This is a genomic window from Anabaena sp. TISTR 8404 (assembly GCF_056847745.1).
Window position 1 is genome coordinate 7038539 of the sequence record NZ_CP180578.1, and the last position, 19850, is coordinate 7058388.

The window sequence follows — 19850 nt, forward strand, 5'->3', positions numbered from 1 at the left end:
ATTTTATCACAAATGATTTAGGGTTTTTATATAAGCCAGGGTGGTCAGTAATTGTATGCAGATTAAAGAAATATTTAAAACTAAAATAGAAGAAAGAATAGAACCCGTTATCAAGGTTGGAGAAATACAAGACGAAACAAAATTAGCGGCAGAGATTCAAAATTACGTTGTTACCCCGACTATTGAAAAATATCTGGATGATTTGCTTGAACATTACACTGATACACTTCGCTTGTCCACTACAGAAATTGGAGTTTGGATATCTGGGTATTTTGGTTCTGGTAAGTCACATTTAGCAAAAATTGCTGCTCTTTTAATTGAAAATCGCACACTTGACGGTATTACTGCGGCAAAACGATTTGAAAATCGTATTTCTATAGACTCAACACATCGTGATTCTATTATTCGTAGTTTGAGTAGGTTAAATAATTGTCATACATCAGTTTTGGCATTTAATATTAATGGTTTAGCTGATGATAAAAGCACACCACTCGTTAAATTACTTTTATCTCAATATTACCTAAGTAAAGGTTATAGCAATAATTTAGTTTATGCTCGTGTAATTGAAGCTGAACTAGATAAACAGGGTAAATTAGCCCAGCTACATAACACGATTGAGCGACTAGCAAAGAAGCCTTGGGGAGACATACAAAAAAACCTTAGTTTTTATTCTAGATATCTATATCAAGCAGCGTGTGAAGTAGCACCAGAATTTTTTTCCTCTCCACAAGAAGTAGAACAAGCATTAAATAGTTCTGAACAGGGTGATTTATATAATGCCCAGTTTTTAGTTCGTATTTTATTGGATGATTTAGAAACTCAAGAAAAATCTCTAGGTAAACCCTGCCGTCTTTTATTAGTATTAGATGAATCTGGACAATGGATAGAAGATGATGCAGGGCGGTTGTCACTGCTGCAAGCGTTTGTAGAAGAAGCTGCTTCTAAAGGACAGGGAAAAATTTGGACTATTGTTACTACCCATGAAGATATGGGAGCAGTATATGATAATGCTCGCGCCCTGAAAGCAGATATGAAAAGGGTTGAAGGGCGATTTCGCTTTAAGTTTAGTTTAACTACAGAAAATATTGGGTTGGTACTGGAAGACCGAATTTTTAAGAAGACATTAGCGGGAACAACGGAAGTTAAATCTGCTTATAATGATAATTCTGGAGTGTTGCGGGATTTAGGGGAATTACAAAAAACGAACCAAAGATTACCAGAATGTAGCGAAGACAAATTTACTACCTTTTATCCGTTCTTACCTTATCAAATTCATTTAATTCCCGAAATAGTGAAAAGCCTGCGAAGTGCTGGGGGTAGGGCAGAACAGTTATCTGGTTCAACTCGGACTTTATTAGGTATTGTTCAAGAGATTTTAGCAGGTAACGCTAGAAGAGATTATCTTAATGGTCATGTTGGTGAAATCGTTTCCCTTGACGAAGTTTACAATAATTTAGCTAAGAACGAAGTTAATCCAGACCACCGAGACGAAATTAAGGCAATAACGCAAGTTGTTCCTGGTGCAACTTTATTAACTCAGCGCGTTGTTGAAGTTTTGTATTTGATTGGGCAAATTAAGTACATTCCCAAAACAATAGATAATTTAGCGCGGTTATTGGTGGAACACACTACCGATGATTTGACAAGTATAATTAACAAAATTAAACCGGAGTTAGACAAATTAATTAAAGCGACAATAGTCGCAAAAATTGGTGATAATTATGAATTTCTTACGGGTGAAAAGCGCACCTTTGAACAGGAAGTTACTGAAGAGGTAGCAATTTTAAGATGGCAAGATTTAGAAGCAGGAATGACTAAGTTTGCTAGTTCCGATGTTTTGGGATTTAGCAATATTCCGTTTAAGGGGGTAGAGTTTCAAACTAAAATTTACTTAGATGATAACTTGGTGACTAAGGATGGATTTGTTGAGGTGAAGGTGTTTTCACCTTTAGCAGCCATAAACAATAAGTTATCAGAGTTAGAGAATACCAGTTTAGACCAAAGTGAACAAAAGACCATCTTTGTTTTGTGCGATCGCATCCCAGGATTTGATCAACAATTAAAATATTACCTTGCCATGCAACGGGTAATAGACCGATGGAAAGGAGATCCTCATCAATCGGATGAAGCGCGGAAACTGGCTAGTGAACGAGAATCAAACGATTTAAATAAATTACATCGCAGTCTAAAAGCGGAAATTCAAAAAGGACTCAAGCAAGCTGCTGTCATCTTCCGAGGTTCAGCACGTACTATTACGGTCAAAGCAGGACAAACATCAGGTGAGGCTGTACGTGGAGAAATTGCGACTTTCTTCCCCACCCTTTACCCCAAATATGAGAAAGTACCTGTCAAAATTACTAATGAACAAAAAGCAATATTAAGCGTTCTCAATGGTGAAAAAACTTTATCCACCGAGGTACAAGAATTAAAGCTGTTTGATAAATCTGGACAATTGGATTTACAATGTCCTCTTCTAGATGCTATCCGGATATTTTTGTCAACTCGACAAAGTAGACGCGAACGGACATTAGGTAAAGATTTATTGAATGAATTTGTTCAGCCTCCCTATGGTTGGGATGCAGGCGTAATTCGAGTTGGTGTAGCTGCTTTGGTGAGAGCATCTGTGTTAAAGGTATTAATTAATAAAAAACCTTATACTAATCCAGTTGATGCAGAATTACAGTCAGCTTTAAGGGTAAGTCGAGAATTTGATAAAGTTGAATTAGTTTTAGAAGAAACTGAACCTGATTTAGATGTTTTAAGTGAAGTTCGCCAAACTCTCATTAAATTAACAGGAAATCGTAAAATAGATGAAACTCCCTCTGCTATTTCTGAGGCAATGGAGAAGTTTGGGAATGAACTATTAGAAAAAGCAGAAAAAGCAGAATTATGGGCGACACCTGCAAATTTACCCTTACCTAATACTTTCATTGAAGGTAAAGAGGTATTTAATAAAATTGTTTCCCTAACTAATCCCATGCACCGAGTCAATAAAATTCATGGCTGTAGTCAACAATTACAAGGTTATGTAGAAGGGATTCGTAGTGTTTGTCAGTTTGTTCAAAAATGGGATAAAGCATTTACAGAAATGCGTGATTTCGCCTCTACTGTCGATGTTATTGAATATCGTCTGCCTCAAAATAGTGATTGTACTACTTTCTTAAAGGATTGGAAAACAGCCAAAACTCAAGCCGCATTTACAGATAAACAAGTTTGGCAAGATTTACAAAATTCTCAGCAAACTGCTAACTTGAATTTACAGAAAATTATCAATGATTGGCGAGAGGAAGCGCGGAATTTAGCTGTCACCACAATAGAGGAATTACCACAAAAATTAACTGAACATGGTTTACCTACTGAGGAACTACAAGAGTCGCTGGTAAAAGACTTAAATCAATTTGTGGCTGCCTTGGATGGAATTACATTACCTTCCCACATTGCAGGATTACCAGAACAAGCGCGAAAATTAATTCGAGAGTTAGACGCAGCCATTCAGCAAGAAGAAAGCCGTCGTCATCCTCCAGTAGTAGGAGAAAATCAAGATGATAATGGTTATAAAGTCAATTCATCAGTGAAGCACATTCGCGTCAGTGCGATCGCTCAAAAAACTCGCATCCAAAACCTAGAGCAATGGCATCAGATTCGGGAACAGTTGGATAGAGAAATTAAGCAGGCACTAGAAAACGGTAATGAGGTGGAGTTAGGCTAATGGAAGCTAGTTTAAAGAAAATTTTGCGATCGCTCTCATTAGAACTCCGCCATATACTAGAGGGTACTTATGATTCGCAGGGGAAATTTCAACCAGGGGATTTAGAACGCAGGTTAAATGAAATTGGCATTTGGCGGGATCGCTCTCCCAAACCCCTGGCAGAGTTATCATATTTATCAGATGAGGATAAAATCGCCCGTCAAGTCATTGATGCTTATATTGCTTTTCGGGATGAAGCAGGTATTACCCGTGAGGAAGCAGTAGCGGAATTTGTGCGGGAAAGTGCTTATACTTGGGCTAACCGTCTCTTTAGCCTGCGTTGTATGGAAGCACGGGGAATTATTGACGAAGTTATCTTACAAAAAGAAGCTTATGGTGACCGTTCCCTGGTACATAGCCGTTTAGCGCGTCGTCAACCGGAACTGTGTACAGGTGAAGATGATGGACTGTTTGCGGTTTTGAGTGCAGAATTTGCGGAAAGAAGCCAAGAGTTACCCCAATTATTTAATCCTAAAGCCCCAGCAGTCGCCCTTAGACCTTCTATATCTGCGTTGAAAAGATGTATTGCTTTGCTGTCAGGACGGGAAAATGTGGGAAACCAGCAAGCCACAGATGAGGTTTTTGAAGCTGCGGATGCTTTGGGCTGGGCTTATCAGTATTGGAATACGGAAGAAAAAGACCGAGTTTTTGAGAAAGTCCGCACTAAAAAAGGCGCGAAAATTGAAGGGGCTGATATTGTTCCCGCTACCCAATTGTACACCGAGCCTTACATGGTGAAGTTCTTGGTGCAAAATTCTTTAGGTGCTTTATGGATGGGGATGAATCCTCAGTCAAATTTATGTGATGATTGGCCATATTATGTAAAGGATGCTGATAGGGGAGAAGTTGAATATAAATCAATTTTAGAAGTGAAATTTCTTGATCCAGCTGTAGGTTCTGGACATTTTTTATTAGAGGCTTTTGATTTATTTTATCTCATGTATGAAGCTGAGGGAAGATTAACAGAACCGGAAGATATTTGTGCAGCTATTCTCAATCATAATTTATATGGAATTGATATTGATGAACGGGCGGTACAAATTGCGACGGCGGCGCTATGGATGAAAGCGAAGGAAAAAGCCCCAAATTTAGATCCGAGTTATATAAATGAATTTCGTGATCATTTAATTGCCACTAATATTCGTTTACCAAAAGGGAAGAAGCATTTAGAAAACTTCTTAGAACTTTACCCAACAGATAAAGAACTTAGACCAGCTTTAGAAATAATCTTTGAAGGGTTGGAGAATGTACATCAATTGGGTTCTTTATTACAAATTGAAGAACCTGTAGAAAAGGAACTCAAATATAAACTAAGTTCGACTCCTCTTATTGAAGCCAATGGAAAACTAACATCCTCTACACAAATAGATTATGAAATATGGCAAGAAAATGTTATTAGTAACTTGAGAAATCATTTTAACGCAGAAGCGGAAGCGGCGGATTCATCTCAAGCCTTTTTTAGTCAGTCAGCAGGGAAGGGTTTAGCCTTATTTGATTTATTTGCAAAGCATTATGATATTGTAGCAGCAAATCCCCCTTATATGGGTTCTAAAAATATGGGGGAGATGATTAAGAAATATCTTTTAGAACAATATCCTTCAGGAAACGAAGATTTATATTCAGCTTTTATTTTGCGCTGCAAGGATTTTCTATGTGATACTGGTTATGCTGCCATGATTACATTACATTCATGGCTATTCTTATCATCTTTTCTAGAACTTCGTTGCTTAATTCTTAAAAATACCAATCTTTCTCTAATTATACAACTTGGTAGACACGCTTTTTCAGAGGCAGATCCCCCAGGAAACGCGATTATGTTTATATTTTCTAAACTTAATAAACCTAAGAATACTAATTGTGCTATCCGTATTCCTTTTCCTAGTTTAGCAGAAGAACAAGCTAGACTTTTATTAAATACTATTCAAAGCATTAATAATGGTATAGATAATAATCACTCTATCGAATCAGATCAATTTAATATTGAAAACGCACAACAAATAGGAATTTACTTTAACCAACAATCTGAATTTATTAATTTACCAGATTCGGTTATAGCTTATTGGATACCTTCTGAATTTATTCATTTATTTGAAGGAACAAGGGTAGCTGATTTATGTACTCTTGCTAACAGAACAAAAACAGGTGACAATGAAAGATTTGTACGTTACATCTGGGAAACACAATCCCCTATAGGGAATGATTATAACTGGCTAATTTATCAAAAAGGAGGAGATTACACAACATATTATGGCAATAATATTAATATTATAAAATGGAACAATTTTTATATTAATTATTATAGAACAAACCCTGATTGCCGGGTTACTGATTCCGATTTTACCTGTAGAGAAGCTTTAACATATAATAGTATGGGAAGGCAGTTTTGTGGCAGAATTACACCATCTTTGTGTACCTATGATGTGGGAGGTGCAGCATTAGTAGGAACGCATGAGAATCTTTTATTGGTTATAGCAATTCTTAATTCTCCTATAGGTAGTTATATTATTAAAGCATTAAATGATTCCATTAATTTACAATCATCTAATGTTTTATCAGTTCCAATTCCAGTTAATAATAAAACTTTAATATCATTAATTATTCAAAAAGCAGAAGTTTTATTAAATACCAAAAGAGAGCTAACGAGTTCAAATTTACTAGAATATTCATTTCAAGAAGTTTTGCATTTTCAGGCAGTTCTTGAAAAAGAACAAGAATTCATTAATTTAAGAAACGAGATATATAAACTTGTTTTAAATTTATTTGAAATTTCAGAAACAAGTATTACTTTCCAATTACCTTATGAGACTAATTTTGAAAAAATATTAATTGAAAACAGCCATGAAGTTAAGAAACATTTACAAATAAATTTTTATGAGGATTTATTCACTTATATAATTTTAAGACTTTTAGGACATCGCTGGCCAAAACAAATAGAAGCAGGTGAAGATGTTCCAGAATGGACAGATAAAAATGGTATTATTCCCCTAACCATCGGTACAAACGAAACTCTCCTCATTGAGAGAATACGCGACAGAATAATCATCGAATTTGCAGGCGGTAGTGTCACAGGTATTGAAAGAGAATTTGCAGAAATAGTTGGTATAAGTTTAGAAAAATGGCTAACAGGTACATTCTACAAACGCCATATATCCCAATTTAAAAAATGTCCCATAGCTTGGCAAATAGAATCTATACCTACACTGCGTGGAACAGGAAAAGGTGCTAAAATCCAACAAACCCAACTACCTGCATTTTCTTGCTTAGTTTATTATCATCAACTTGACGGCGACTTATTACCTAAACTGCGTACTCAATATATTCGCCCCTTGCGTAGTCGCTATGAAGTGGAATTAAATACTTTAGAAAAAATCATCACAGAAGAACGCACCTCAGACCAAGTAGCGCGAATATTACAACTACAAAATAGCATAGAAGAACTCAAAGCCTTTGACCAAAAATTGAAGGAAGTAGCTATAAACGGCTTTTGTGCAGAAGATAATCATACATTAAAAACCAGACTTCGCCAATTAGCAATTGTAGACGCTACCCTTTGTTTAAAAGCCCAATGGTTGCGAAAATTAGAGGAAACTCTAAAACCAAAATTAACCATTTGGAAACAAACCGCAGCAGAAATCCAACTTCATCCCAACTTCCCCAACTGGATAGAAACAGCATTTACCCAGCTTGAGTATTTTTGTAACTCCGTTGGTGAAAAAATCCCCGACACAAAAGAATTTACCACAGATCCCACCGCCGCAGACTTAGCCCAAAAAATCTGCAAAAATCCAGAATTAATGTTTAAACAAACATTATCTCGTGCTTGTGATAAATGGTGGATAGAATTTAATCAAGCTTTGCTAGTTCACCGAAAAGAAAAAATCAAAGAATACCAAGAAGAAAATAAAAAACTTCAACAAGAATGGGATACCTTGGGTACAAATTCCCAAAATAAACGCATAGATGAAATTAAACTCAGACAAGCAACCTTGAAAAAAGAAATAAAAGGATTGAAAGCTGAGATAGAACAATTCACAACAACAGGTAAGAACATTCGCCAACAAATCGAAGATTATGAATGTTCAGAAGTTTCTATATGGGAATCTTGGTTAGCATCCCAACGGCTTTATGATGCCATTTCTAGCGTTGACGGAAAACGACAGCCACCCCAAAGCATCGCAGAATTTATCACCCAAGAAAGTGCTTATGTACCCGACTTAAATGATGGGGTTAGAGTCAACATTGCACCATTACAAAAAGCCGGACTTTTAGCTAGTGAGGTAATAGCTAAGAAAGACGTAGACAAAGCCATCAGTGATAGATGCGAATGGCGTGCAGATGAACGCCGTTGGTGTCGTGAAGGTAAATTACCCCAACTCGGTTGGTGGAGATAAATATATGAGTAAAGAAAACATACTAAAAAGCTTTTTAGACGAATTATTTCTTCAAAGAGAGGCTTTAGGTACACTATTTACTAATTCAATAGCTTCTGATAATTCGGCTGATTTTTTCTCAGAAATGGCAAGCGGAACTGACCCTTTTAATGATATCTATCCAGGCCCACCATTATGGGATACAGATTGGGATGACATGAAAATTATGTACAACTGGCAAAAATGGACGCGACTAAATCAAGTAAAAATTTATTCAAGGGATATCTATGCCGCATCATTATTTCTTGTACTTAATAACTGGATACAATCTCTTGGAGTTCAACTAGAAATCAATAAACAAGAAGAACGCCTCAATGTAGGTGAAAATATTAGAGAAGCAAAACTATCAAGACTTATATGGGCAACAGCTAATAATTTTCGTCATTATAATGAGTGGTCTACTCCAACGAATCAGGCACAACAATCAATTGCTGTTCTATTAGATGCTGGAATTACTCCACCAATGAATATAATTCTTGCAGCAAAAGTTCTCTATGTGATAGGTGTAAAAACATACGAAGAACTAGAAGAAAAGATTGTTGTTATAGGTGAAGAACTAAAAAATAAAGCGTCATGAATCAATCTGACAGCCTCCGTAACTGGTTACGCCAGGAAATAGTACCAGTCCTCAACCACAAAAGTAGCCAACCACCTTTTTTAGTGTGGTGTGATCCTCAGCGTGTCTGGAAAGAATTACTCCAAGCTGCGGCTGAACATACCTTTGAACTTTGGGCAGATGATACCCACGAATTAATTTTAAGAACCAAATTTTACAACACACCTCGCCAACCTCGTGTCATTTGGCTACCCGTTAGCCGTGAGGATATTTCTTACTTCCAAGTATTTGCCCTGCAAGCGGAAGCTGTCAAAGAACTCACCTTACCAGAAGCCTTAGCCCAATATGGCTTAGATATTCCCTCAGCAACCCTAACCGAACTTAAACCCATCCTTGCTGCCCATGCCAAAGAATGGTTAGACTATCCCAAAAGCCATTGGCAAGAACTCACCCCTGGTAACGCTAAAGGTACACTTGTTAATGATGAACGGGTTTTAGAACTCTTAGCCACCCCTGGTTTAAGCTTTGATTCTCTCATAGCTGATAACCGATTCCCGATATTTAAACGCCGCATTATCGAAGATTTTGGTTTACCTACCCCAGAAGCAGATTACCCAGAAAAATGGCGGATACAAGCAGTGGCTTCCCTCCTTCTCACCGAAGCTGCTGCTAATTGTGCTAATCATCCACCTGTAGATGAAAGAATTATTACCAATGAAGTAGCTAGAAATCTCTCGCTTAATCTCCTATCCCGTTGGCAAAAACAAATAGACCTCATCGACTATTTTGAAGAATTAGCCATTAAAGCTGATAAACAAACCAATTTACAAACTTGGGCGCAAAATTTAACCTCTATCCCCCTTCCCCTCGCTTCACCCGCAGCAGAAACAACCCTATTTCAAGGAGAAGTATCTAGACTATCTGCTATTGATAGCTTTGAACCTTTAGCCAAACATTTACAAAATAATTTAAATATTTATCAAAACCATGCTGCGGCTTTTTGGGGAAAACAGGCTAAATCATCTGTTTCTTGGGAACAATTAGTTAAACTCGGTCATATTGCCAATTTGTTATATCAACAACGTCAGGCGGAAAGAACTTGGCAAACTCCTACAGATGCGGTGAACTGGTTTACTACTTCCGGTTGGCTAGTAGACCAAGCAGGTGAGGCTTTATTCCAAGAAGATCATAAACTTCCCCAAGAATTAGCAGGTGTACGCTATCAACTCCGCAAAGCCTACCAAGAACACCTCAACCGCATTAATGTTACGTTCTGTGAATTATTATCTCACTCATCCCTAGCATCCCTAAACTTACCTTTTGCTGGAGATGCGATCACTGATACTGTGAATAAAGCCAGTACAAAAGAACCTGTAGCGGTTCTCATCTTAGATGCTTGTCGCTATGACTTAGGATGTCGTCTAGTAGAACTCATTAACCAAGGTGAACCGACCACCCGCGCCCACATATCCCCAGCCCAAGCACCCATCCCTTCAATTACCGCCTTGGGTATGCCCTTTTGTCTCCCTGGTATTAGTGAACAACTCAAAGTAGAGATATCAGAAAAATCTAGTAGTTCTTGGCAAGTCACTGCTACAAATTTTACAGGAGACTTATCCACATCTGAACAACGCCGGGAATGGCTGAAGAAAACCTATAAACTCAAGGATAAAAGCCTGTTAACAGTTGAAGAGGTGTTAAATACTGATACTCCAGAGAGTATCAATAGTAAAAACTTAGGCAAATTAGTCTTTATCTTTGGCGATGACTTTGATGATCATGATGAAGTTCTCCAACCTTTTGGACTTAACCCCACTGTAGAAAGGTACGCTAACTTAATTCGACGGCTGCGTTCTGGGGGATACAATAGCATCTGCATGGTAACAGATCACGGCTTTTTCCACTGGGAACCTGACCCTGATGAAAAAGACCTAGCCAAACCAGACGGTACAACATTATGGAAATCCCGCCGAGCGATCGCCGGAGAATCTTTACAACATCCCTCGGCTTTAAAACTATCCGTTACCGCTAGTAATTTAGAGTGCTACGTTCCTAGAAGCGTTAATGCTTTTAAAACCTACGGAAGACTGGGATTTTTCCACGGGGGCGCAACTTTGCAAGAATTAATTATCCCCGTTTTGACAGCATACTGGCCGAATAAAACCCGGAAAATAGATGTTGTCCTCAAGCCAGTTGTTCATATTACATCCTTAAATCAGCGTATAGAAGTCGAACCTGCTGGTGGCCAACTTTCCCTAACTGGTAGCCTAGATGAAACCTTAACCAGTCGCCAAGTTTTAGTGAAAGTTTTTCATCCCAGCACTGGTAAACTGCTATTTAGATCCAAAACCCAAGTCCGTTTAGAACCAGGTGGAACTTCCCAAACGCTAGAATTAGACAAAATAGAGGGAGCAAACGCCCAGGTTGATGAAAAACTCGATATTAGGGTGATTGACGCTGATGATGAAGACATCCTAGATAGTAGTAAAGTAACCTTGAAAGTGGAACTTGACGAGTGGTTCTAACAGAAAGCAACATGATAGAGGAGTCGAGCCTAGACGAACTCGATAGAAAATTAGTGATCGCCTTTCCTGGGCGTGTCGTGCGTAAGGATTTAGTTAAAAAACTCAAAGTTGGGTTTAATATTCCCGTATATGTACTGGAATATTTATTGGGTAAATATTGCTCAACTACCAATGACACAGAAATCCAAGCCGGACTAGAACAGGTAAAAACTGCCATTACAGAACGTATAGTCCGCCCTGATGAAACAGAATTAATCAAAGCTCGTCTTCAGCGTTTAGGTTCCTTGAAATTAATTGATTTAGTTACCGTCACCTTTGATGAAAAAGTCCAAGGCGGTAAATTTTGGGCGCGTCTAGCGGCCTGTGGATTAGATAGAGTTCATATCAACGAAGATATTGTTCACAAACATGAAAGACTCTTAACAGGGGGAGTCTGGGCAAATATCGAATTAGTTTATGATGATACTCTCTTCAGTGAAGGTTTAATTCGTCCCTTTGTCATCCATCGCCTAGCCCCGATCCAAATTGCTAGTGCGAACTTTGAAGAATATGTAGAAGGGCGATCTCACTTCACCCGTGATCAATGGATAGACGTACTATTGCGTTCAATGGGTTATGAACCCACCCACCCGGACTTGACACATCGCCGTAAATTACTATTTTTACTGCGGCTTGTGCCAATGGTAGAAACCAACTATAACTTAATTGAGTTGGGGCCAAGGGGTACAGGTAAATCTTACGTCTATCGAGAAATTTCCCCCTACGTTGTCCTACTTTCCGGTGGACAGGGTAGCGTACCCGATTTATTTGGCTGGAAAAATCGCCGTGATAAACCGGGGTTAGTATTGAGATTTGATATGGTAGCTTTTGATGAAGTTGCAGGTTCTAACTTCAAAGTAGAAAGCAACAAACAAATGTATAAAGGCTACATGGAACAGGGTTCATTTTCGCGGGGAGATGATAAAGGAACTCTGTCAGCAGAAGCAGGAATAGTCTTCAATGGCAATTTAGATGGTGATGTAGAAACCACAGCCCGGATTTCTCACCTGTTTAATGCTTTACCAGAATCCATCCGTAATGATATGGCTTTCCATGACCGTTGGCACGCCTATCTTCCTGGTTGGGAAATGCCGAAAATGCAGCCAGATTACTTCACTGCCCATTTAGGATTTATCGCTGATTACATCGCGGAAATCTTTCACAGTGAACTGAGAAAACGTAATTATACCGATACCTATGACCGCTTTTTCAGTTTAGGTAGCCATGTAGAAGAAAGAGATCGCAGAGCGATTGTCAGAACTACCTCCGGTTTAATCAAGTTGATTCATCCCGATGGCAATTGTACTTACACAGAGATGGAAGAATATCTCACTTTTGCCATTGAACTACGCCGTCGCGTCAAAGAGCAACTTAAGCGTATGGGTGGGATTGAATACTCTAAAGTCAACTTATCCTACATTGACAAAAAAACTGGACAAGAAACCTTTGTTACTTGTAAAGAACTAAGTTCTTCACAACTCATTCCTGATAGTCCCTTATCTCCCGGTGATTTATTTACCGTTGGCTTTGACCCTAATGAAAGCCGTTACTCTTTATATAGAATCCAAATTTCTGCTATCCCTGGTGGTAGTCGCTTCAACCTCGTGGGTACAACTGGCAAAGGTATAAAAGAAAGTGCGCGAATGGCTTATGATTATTTAAAAGCTAATGCCAAACGAGTTGGAATAGACCGAGATATCACCTCATACGAACTAAACATTCAAGTTATGAGCCTAATGCAAGGCAGAGATGCTAATGATTTAGGTGTAGCATTTTATATAGGTTTAATTTCAGCTATTTTAAATCGTCCCATAGCTGCGGGATTAGTAATTTTAGGACAAATGAGTATTCATGGTGTCCTTAGTCGCGTCGAAGGACTAGGAGACAAACTCCGTATCGCTATGGATGCAGGCGCAAAACGGGTAATGTTCCCCACAGAAAACCGGAGGGACTTTGCCGAACTTCCCGCAGAAATTATTGATAAGTTGCAAATTGATTTTTATAGTGGGCCGGAACAGTCTGCCTTAAAAGCTCTAGCAGATTTCTGATATGAACACAAAATAAGGAACCATTATCTTTTATACGACAAAACCTACGATAAAGATTCATTTTTTTGACAGCATTGATTTTTCGACATTTGAGATGCCGATTGCAGACTTATCGATGTTGTTTGAAGCTTTTACACAGGTTGTAGCTGATGGGCTTGGCTGGGAAAGAGATTGATGCGGTAACTGTTTTTGCTATAACAGCCCTAAAATCCGCTCTTGAAACTAACACGTTATCATAACGCTTTTTCAGGCATTGGTGTCAGTATTTGAAATATTTCTTAGTTTTGGCTGCTGGAACGAGAGCGTAGACGCTTGCGGCTTGTCGCAGACATCACACACTAGCTGATAGTTTGTTACATAAATCAGGTGTCTATTTGGCCAAAAGTAGATGTGGTGAAGCTGCTAATCACCTCATTTGCAATTTAGTCCGCAGGGAAGCAGGTTAGGGCTTTATTTTAAATTTTAGAACTTTATTCTAAATGTATAACATTAACTTCTACTCCAGATGAGCGAACTGTTGACTTTCTATACTGCTTCTATACTTTCTTCTATACTCAGAAATTACCAGAGAATATAGTTTCTATACTAATTCTATACGGTTGTGTAGAAAGCGAAAACAGTTTTATTACTGTGGTGTGGATGCGAAGTCAGTACAAGATAAACTGCGATCGCTTGGCATTGGCAGGGAAGATCCAATGGATGCTAATTGATGAGAAGGCGATCGCCCTCTACCACCACACCAAACCTCACCAGCAAATAGGCTAAGTGGGAAAATTTTTTGCATTACAAACGTAGTATTTGAGTAGTAATTGAGGGAGAGCGATCACTTACTTTACAAATTGAAACTTAACTGGTTAAAACCTGAAAATGCTTGTGTTTTACTCATTTAATACTCAATCAACTGGGTAAAACAGCCCGTCTTTTTCATTAAACCGCCAAGAACGTTTGGTAAAGTCGCGGTCTTGTGTCCACTGTTCAAAATCTTTCTGGCTTGATGTTGCACGTTTTTCTTCGATGGTAGATGCAGTAGTGCCAAAACGCTTTGCTAATTCTTCTGCATTGTGGGGTTTAAGCTTGACTGGCGCACTCGTTTGCTGATAAGAGTAGCCACTTGATTTGTTACGTGACCTTGATGTATTGATACTATTTTGCATCTGTATTAACGCCCCTTCAAATCGTGAAAGTTTGTGAGCTAGTTCTTCGAGTTTACCTTCGAGATTAGCTAATCTTTTTTCTTGCTGATTGTTGGTACTTTCCTCGATACTTTCTTGAAAACTAAAAAACTCTTCTTCAAGTTTGTACAAGCGAATTTCTACACTTTCTTCTGTACCTGGTACGTCTCCTAAAATATGGTGTAGCCCTTGGATAACCAAATCTGTGGCGGTGGTTTTCCGTTCTCTTGCTGCTTTGCGAAGTGCCTCAGTTAATCTTTTGGGAAGTTTGAAGTTAATTGATTCGCGTTCAGTTCCTGGCATTTCTACACACAGTATATACCTCGGTATAGACAAAGTTTACCACTTTTATTTCTGCAAGCTTCTGCAAATAGCGATCGCCTGCATCAAAGCGGTACTGTATGGTTATTGCCATCAGAACAAGTTATTGGCCTTGAGATTGGGCAGAACGTTCTTTATCAACTGCTTCAGCAATAACCTGCCGCAGCCATTCAGAACGATTTGGCTTATTTCGGACATAAGTATCTAAGTCTTCTGGAAGTAGTACAGAGATAGGTTTTGCACCGGATTTCACTCCTACTCCTTTTGATTGAAAGCGAGTGGCAATATCATTTCTTTCCATAAGAATGAGTCTCTTCAGATAAGCCAATCCTAGCAAATCCCGTATATATATGGCAATACATTAGTTATTTTAATCGTTAAATTCTCATTTATCATGAAAAAGCCCATATATATATGGGATAATAAAAGAGTAAGGAATAGGAACGGAGCGCCACAAAAACTCCCGGTAACGGAACCGAACCGAAGCGTGAAATTTCAGATGTAGCGCCAAGTCCAAACCTTTTACATCAACAACAGAAAAAGCACCCCCGACTACCAATCTAAAGGTGCTTTTTCTGAGTTTCAATACTAGAAGGATTCTAACACATGAATTTGTTTTCTAACACTCTAATATTTCACTCAGAACTAGATGCTCAATTAGTTGCTGAACAGATTTATAACTATCATCTTGAAGGTAATATTTTAACCTTCCCTTATCAAGAAAAAAGAGCAGTAGAGTTAGCAATTAATCTAGCTGGCGTTGACTTACCAATAGAAGAAGGTGCTAACTGCTTGCTTCCATTTCCCAAACATGAGCGTGAATGTCAAGATGATGATGCACCCCAAATTTATGTAGCTTGTTTATCTGCATATAACAATGGCAAGTTACACGGAATGTGGATAGACTGTACACAAGATGCTTCAGACATTCAAGATGATATTGAGTGGATGCTATCTTGGTCGCCCTGTTGCCACTATGAAGCCTGTGAAGAATGGGCAATCCATGATTTTCAAAATTGGCACGGTATTCATATTGACGAATACGAAGACATAGAAAAATTAGCAGAACTTGCTCAAATATTATCAGAGTATGGTGAAGCCTATGCCGCTTATTATGAATATGACAGTAGTGACGCTACTGTAGAAAATTTTCAAGAACATTACTGGGGTGAGTTTAAAAGCGAAGAAGATTTTGTTTATGACCAACTCGAACAACAAGGATTGATTAAAAGCTTAGAAGACATGGGTATTCCTAGCTTTTACCTCAATTTAGAAGCAATAGCTCATGATTGGTTTATCGATTCTTACTATTCAGTAGAGGAAAGTTATCACAAAGTTTACGTTTTTAGTCGTCACTAATAAAATGATGGGGTAGTAGTTAACTACCCCTGATTGAATAAATTAGCGAATTTCTTCTTTCAATTGAGCAATTAAAGCTGCTGCTAATCCCAATAATGATGATTGTGGAACTGAGATGCGAATTTGATGGGCTATAGATTCACAAAATTTCTCTCCTTCTATCACAGCATCTTCTCCTTGAGATTGAATCCTCATTTCTTCTATTTGAAAAACTACTGCTTTTAGCAAAGCTAGTTTTTCTTCAGCATTTAGCCATTGAAAGCTATTTCCATAACGAGATTGCAATATATGCAAATAACTTTTCTCAGGAAAAGGAACATATTTATTTAATGGCTCAACCATAATTTTCCAACTTCTTTTTCAAGAAGAAAAGCTGTCAATAGTACTTTAGTTAACCATTTAACAAATTGATGTTTATCAATTGGCTAACCTGGAAACTATTCAACAAATTAGCGTTTACGCTTGAAGTGATTTTGAGATGGCTGTTGGATGTAATCACTAGGAATAACCACTTTTGTTTTATCCAATCGCAAAAGATAGCAGTAACTTTTAGTGTTATGACAGGCAATCACAGAAGGAAAGTTAACACCCAAAGCAAAACCCAAAGATATGTAAATTCCAAACGACCCCAAATAAAATAACCAACCTTTCCACCCTGAGCCAATCCAGCGTGCAAAGTAAATCAAATCCAGTTTGAATTGTTGTGATCGCTGGCTTCTAAGTTGTGCTTGTTTCTGTTCAATTTCAATCCACTGCTTAGATTCATTGAGCTTATCTAAAGCTATTTGAGTAGCGCGAATTTTGGCTTTTTCCTCAATAATTTTGTGTGCCTTGACCTCAATAGTGCGCTTTTCTTCATCTATTCGGATGTTAACCCATTCTCCGATGTCGGCGGCAAGCTCATTAAAGGCGGCTGCGGCTGGAATATTGGGGAAGTCGGCTTTTTTCCCATGACCTTAGCCTTAAACGCATTTCGTAACTCCTGCCATTCCTGTTGAAATTGGGGCGATCGCATTTCGTCTAACAAAGCCTGTAGATACAGTTTAGGTAGGCCAGACATATCACCTTTGGCCTTCTGTCGCACCATTTCTTGAATTAACTGCCGTTCCTCCTCACCGAGTAAAGCCGTAGTTTCCCCAAGTTCATCAAGAAGTTTATCTGTATCTACATCTGATGCTGAGTTACTTATCCCAAAATGTTGTGCAACTTCGTCTAAAGATTTATCTTGATTTTTGATTAAATTACAAGCTTCAAGGAAGCGATCGCACTGGGCTTTGTTATATTCATCTTGGTCTTGAAGTCCACAAGCTTGCAAAATAGAGAGAGATTCACCCAGCGTTATTTTAATACCAACTCGCTCTTTAGCTGTAGATAACAATGCAGAGATATCTAAAGGTTCAGCAGTGACTTCATTCTTCCCAAGTTTAAATTTTTTTCCTTTAGGTTTTGGGCTAGTCTCTGATTGCTCCATAACTTCTAATTCTTGTTGAAATAGATTTGTAGCTTCTTGATAGTTTGTGACACGCTCAGAAGTAAAGTATTGACGGACAGTATCAAAACCAGATTGGATATCTTCATCGGCATACTCATCAAAATCTGTAGACAGCCCACAGGCACTGAGAGTTGCATTCACATCTTCTACAGACAGGGAATAAAGATTTTGCAGAGATTCTTTAGTGTATGGCATGATTGTTAACTCCTACTTGAATGCTTCTTCTAGTAGCTCGTCATTTTCAAAGCTCATTAGTGATCTCAAATCTTGCTCACCATCACTTTTAGTGTGAGTAGGTAGAGATTTTGGTGTAGAAGCATCGAAATTTGGATCAAGGTCAGCATCATAATGGAAAGGATTATTCAGTATCCCCTGATTTCCTAACTCATTTTCCAAACCAAAAACATGGGTTAAATAAATAATTTGTTGTTGCAGTTGATAGATAGCAGTTCTGGCTTTCAGCTTCAAGTCAGCATCACTGAATCCCCCAGACCACTTACAAGCTAAAGGATGCCAAAAAGCAGCCAGCGCCCAGGTAATCATATTGTGGCGCGGAAACTCAAGCAACTTATTCTTAGGACTGAGATATTTAATCAGTGTGGCATAGGGAGAATGCTCACTAATTTGAAAGCGAAAATCGACTTGTTTAGGCATGAGTCGTCATCCTTTCAGCACTTCCACACAGGTAATAAAAGAGTCCGTAATTATCGGTAAGTCGAAATTCCAATCCATTACGGGAAACATCAGCTACAAAGTTACGGTTAATTTGTGCTTCTAGCTCGTTACACCAAACTTTCTGGACATGAGGAAACAGACTATTTAACTCACGAGATAAATAATGAGCAGTACCACCTGCAAATATAATTTCGTCCACATCAGAAGGGATGCGACTACGTAACCAACTGGCAAGACTAATCCAATATTCCTCGCGTGCAGTCGCTACTGCTGACCTAATTTGAGAAAGTTCTGTATCTCGTAAACCAGGGTCTTGAACGCGCACCAAGTGAGCTAAAGCCTTAGTGCTAATTTTAGAACCAGCCTTAGAAATAGCTGCTGCCAACTTCAGGGGCTTTTGTCCAGACACTAAACGTTGCACACAGCCGACTAACTTGTTAAATCCTAAATCTTCAGTAATACCTTGAGAAATCATACCTCTGTCCATAATCAGTACAGAAATATTGCGATAACCAATCATTACTACCGCAATTTTGCACTCCTTGAGGCTAGAACCAGGAGCGCGACCTCGTGAAATTAAACCAAAACCTTCTGGACGGCAAAGAAAACTTTTTAACTCAAACGAATGTTCCACACCGCGAAAACGAAAACCAGCCAGAGCTTCAGTCACTAATTGTTCAAATAATTTGCGGTCTTCGTACTCACCATAAGGCAGCAGCACACCTAGATTGATGACTGCACCATTAGGTAGAGATTTCTTTTGTACAAGAGCGCCCACAAGAGCCAAAGTCTTATAAAGGGCGAGTTCAAACTTCGGTTCAGAAAGTTTTAAATCTGCGTAAAATCGGTCTTGGGCGAGGAACCCAACAGCCCGATATTGTCCTTTGTACTCAACCCAAGCAGAATTTTCAGGAGCCGGACTACCAATACAGCTTGACTCATAAGCTAAAAGACTAGCAACAGGAACTTGGGCAACTTCTGGTTCCATCAGTAGTAGTTCCGGGTGGAAAGATTTGAGAGTGTAGAAAATCTTGCTCAGGGATGAACCTGGGTCAAATGCAATTGTTAAATCTGCCATCGCTATTTGCTTGGCTGAAATCCTTTATTTATTAAACAACAAACTGCCAAAAAAAAGGCAAAATTAAGGAATTTTACAAAAAGGTAAATATAAGGAATATCAATGGTAAATGAATGGCATTTCAATGGCAAATCCAAGGAATTGTTTCATCGAATTCATGCAAAATATATAAATTTTGGAAAATTTTCACTAATCAGGAAAAAATAAGGTAAATCAATGGCATTACTAAGGTATTTATAAGGCAGATGTAAGGTATTTACAAGGATTCTGTCTTGAAATATCCAATTTACCAAAGGGATTTCTCCCTCTGGACTCCCTGCCAAAAATTTTCGCACAGTACGCAAAAAAGTTTTGCCTAAAAAATCCGGTTTAATTTAAAATTTGGAAGGGAAGAACAAATTTTGTAA

At 38.4% G+C, this 19850-nt stretch carries 13 protein-coding genes; 6 read left to right on the top strand and 7 right to left on the bottom strand.

Going from position 1 to position 19850, the window contains the following annotated elements; genetic code table 11:
* The first annotated feature begins 55 nt into the window (after nucleotides 1-55).
* The 5 genes from brxC to brxL are packed head-to-tail and all read left to right on the top strand — an operon-like array spanning nucleotide 56 to nucleotide 13346.
* Nucleotides 56-3709, top strand: a complete 3654-nt coding sequence (brxC, locus tag ACMX3D_RS30275; protein ID WP_482749441.1) for a BREX system P-loop protein BrxC — start codon at nucleotides 56-58, stop codon at nucleotides 3707-3709.
* The gene (gene pglX, locus ACMX3D_RS30280; RefSeq protein WP_482749442.1) at nucleotides 3709-8139 is read left to right on the top strand and encodes a BREX-1 system adenine-specific DNA-methyltransferase PglX; all 4431 of its coding nucleotides are present in this window, start codon (nucleotides 3709-3711) and stop codon (nucleotides 8137-8139) included. Before brxC ends, pglX begins: the two co-directional genes overlap by 1 nt.
* Before the next feature lie 4 nt (nucleotides 8140-8143).
* Nucleotides 8144-8755: a hypothetical protein gene (locus ACMX3D_RS30285; RefSeq protein WP_482749443.1), complete on the top strand. Its 612-nt coding sequence runs from the start codon at nucleotides 8144-8146 to the stop codon at nucleotides 8753-8755.
* Nucleotides 8752-11259 (top strand): PglZ domain-containing protein, encoded by a 2508-nt coding sequence (locus ACMX3D_RS30290; protein WP_482749444.1) that lies wholly within the window; start codon nucleotides 8752-8754, stop codon nucleotides 11257-11259. Before ACMX3D_RS30285 ends, ACMX3D_RS30290 begins: the two co-directional genes overlap by 4 nt.
* Nucleotides 11250-13346 (top strand): protease Lon-related BREX system protein BrxL, encoded by a 2097-nt coding sequence (gene brxL / locus ACMX3D_RS30295; RefSeq protein WP_482749445.1) that lies wholly within the window; start codon nucleotides 11250-11252, stop codon nucleotides 13344-13346. The genes ACMX3D_RS30290 and brxL overlap by 10 nt, the downstream gene beginning before the upstream one ends.
* Nucleotides 13347-13971: 625 nt before the next feature.
* Here brxL and ACMX3D_RS30300 read toward each other — a convergent pair.
* The 3 genes from ACMX3D_RS30300 to ACMX3D_RS30310 all read right to left on the bottom strand — a co-directional run bounded on the left by ACMX3D_RS30300 (nucleotide 13972) and on the right by ACMX3D_RS30310 (nucleotide 15140).
* Nucleotides 13972-14130, bottom strand: coding sequence for a hypothetical protein (locus ACMX3D_RS30300; protein WP_482749446.1), 159 nt, complete (start codon nucleotides 14128-14130; stop codon nucleotides 13972-13974).
* A 109-nt stretch (nucleotides 14131-14239) separates the two neighbouring features.
* The gene (locus ACMX3D_RS30305) at nucleotides 14240-14821 is read right to left on the bottom strand and encodes a hypothetical protein (RefSeq protein ID WP_482749447.1); all 582 of its coding nucleotides are present in this window, start codon (nucleotides 14819-14821) and stop codon (nucleotides 14240-14242) included.
* Between the two features lie 121 nt (nucleotides 14822-14942).
* On the bottom strand, nucleotides 14943-15140 hold the full coding sequence (locus ACMX3D_RS30310) for a hypothetical protein (protein WP_482749448.1): 198 nt from the start codon (nucleotides 15138-15140) through the stop codon (nucleotides 14943-14945).
* Between the two features lie 305 nt (nucleotides 15141-15445).
* On the opposite strand from ACMX3D_RS30310, the gene ACMX3D_RS30315 reads away from it, so the two are divergent.
* Nucleotides 15446-16198, top strand: coding sequence for an antirestriction protein ArdA (locus ACMX3D_RS30315; protein ID WP_482749449.1), 753 nt, complete (start codon nucleotides 15446-15448; stop codon nucleotides 16196-16198).
* A gap of 42 nt (nucleotides 16199-16240) precedes the next feature.
* Here ACMX3D_RS30315 and ACMX3D_RS30320 read toward each other — a convergent pair whose 3' ends face one another.
* From ACMX3D_RS30320 to ACMX3D_RS30335, 4 genes are all read right to left on the bottom strand, one after another.
* Nucleotides 16241-16540, bottom strand: coding sequence for a hypothetical protein (locus ACMX3D_RS30320; RefSeq protein ID WP_482749450.1), 300 nt, complete (start codon nucleotides 16538-16540; stop codon nucleotides 16241-16243).
* Between the two features lie 517 nt (nucleotides 16541-17057).
* Nucleotides 17058-17885 (bottom strand): hypothetical protein, encoded by an 828-nt coding sequence (locus ACMX3D_RS30325; protein ID WP_482749451.1) that lies wholly within the window; start codon nucleotides 17883-17885, stop codon nucleotides 17058-17060.
* Between the two features lie 12 nt (nucleotides 17886-17897).
* Nucleotides 17898-18344, bottom strand: a complete 447-nt coding sequence (locus ACMX3D_RS30330) for a hypothetical protein (RefSeq protein WP_482749452.1) — start codon at nucleotides 18342-18344, stop codon at nucleotides 17898-17900.
* Entirely contained in the window at nucleotides 18337-19443 is a 1107-nt protein-coding gene (locus ACMX3D_RS30335) for a ParM/StbA family protein (protein ID WP_482749453.1), read from the bottom strand. Before ACMX3D_RS30335 ends, ACMX3D_RS30330 begins: the two co-directional genes overlap by 8 nt.
* Nucleotides 19444-19850: the final 407 nt, after the last annotated feature.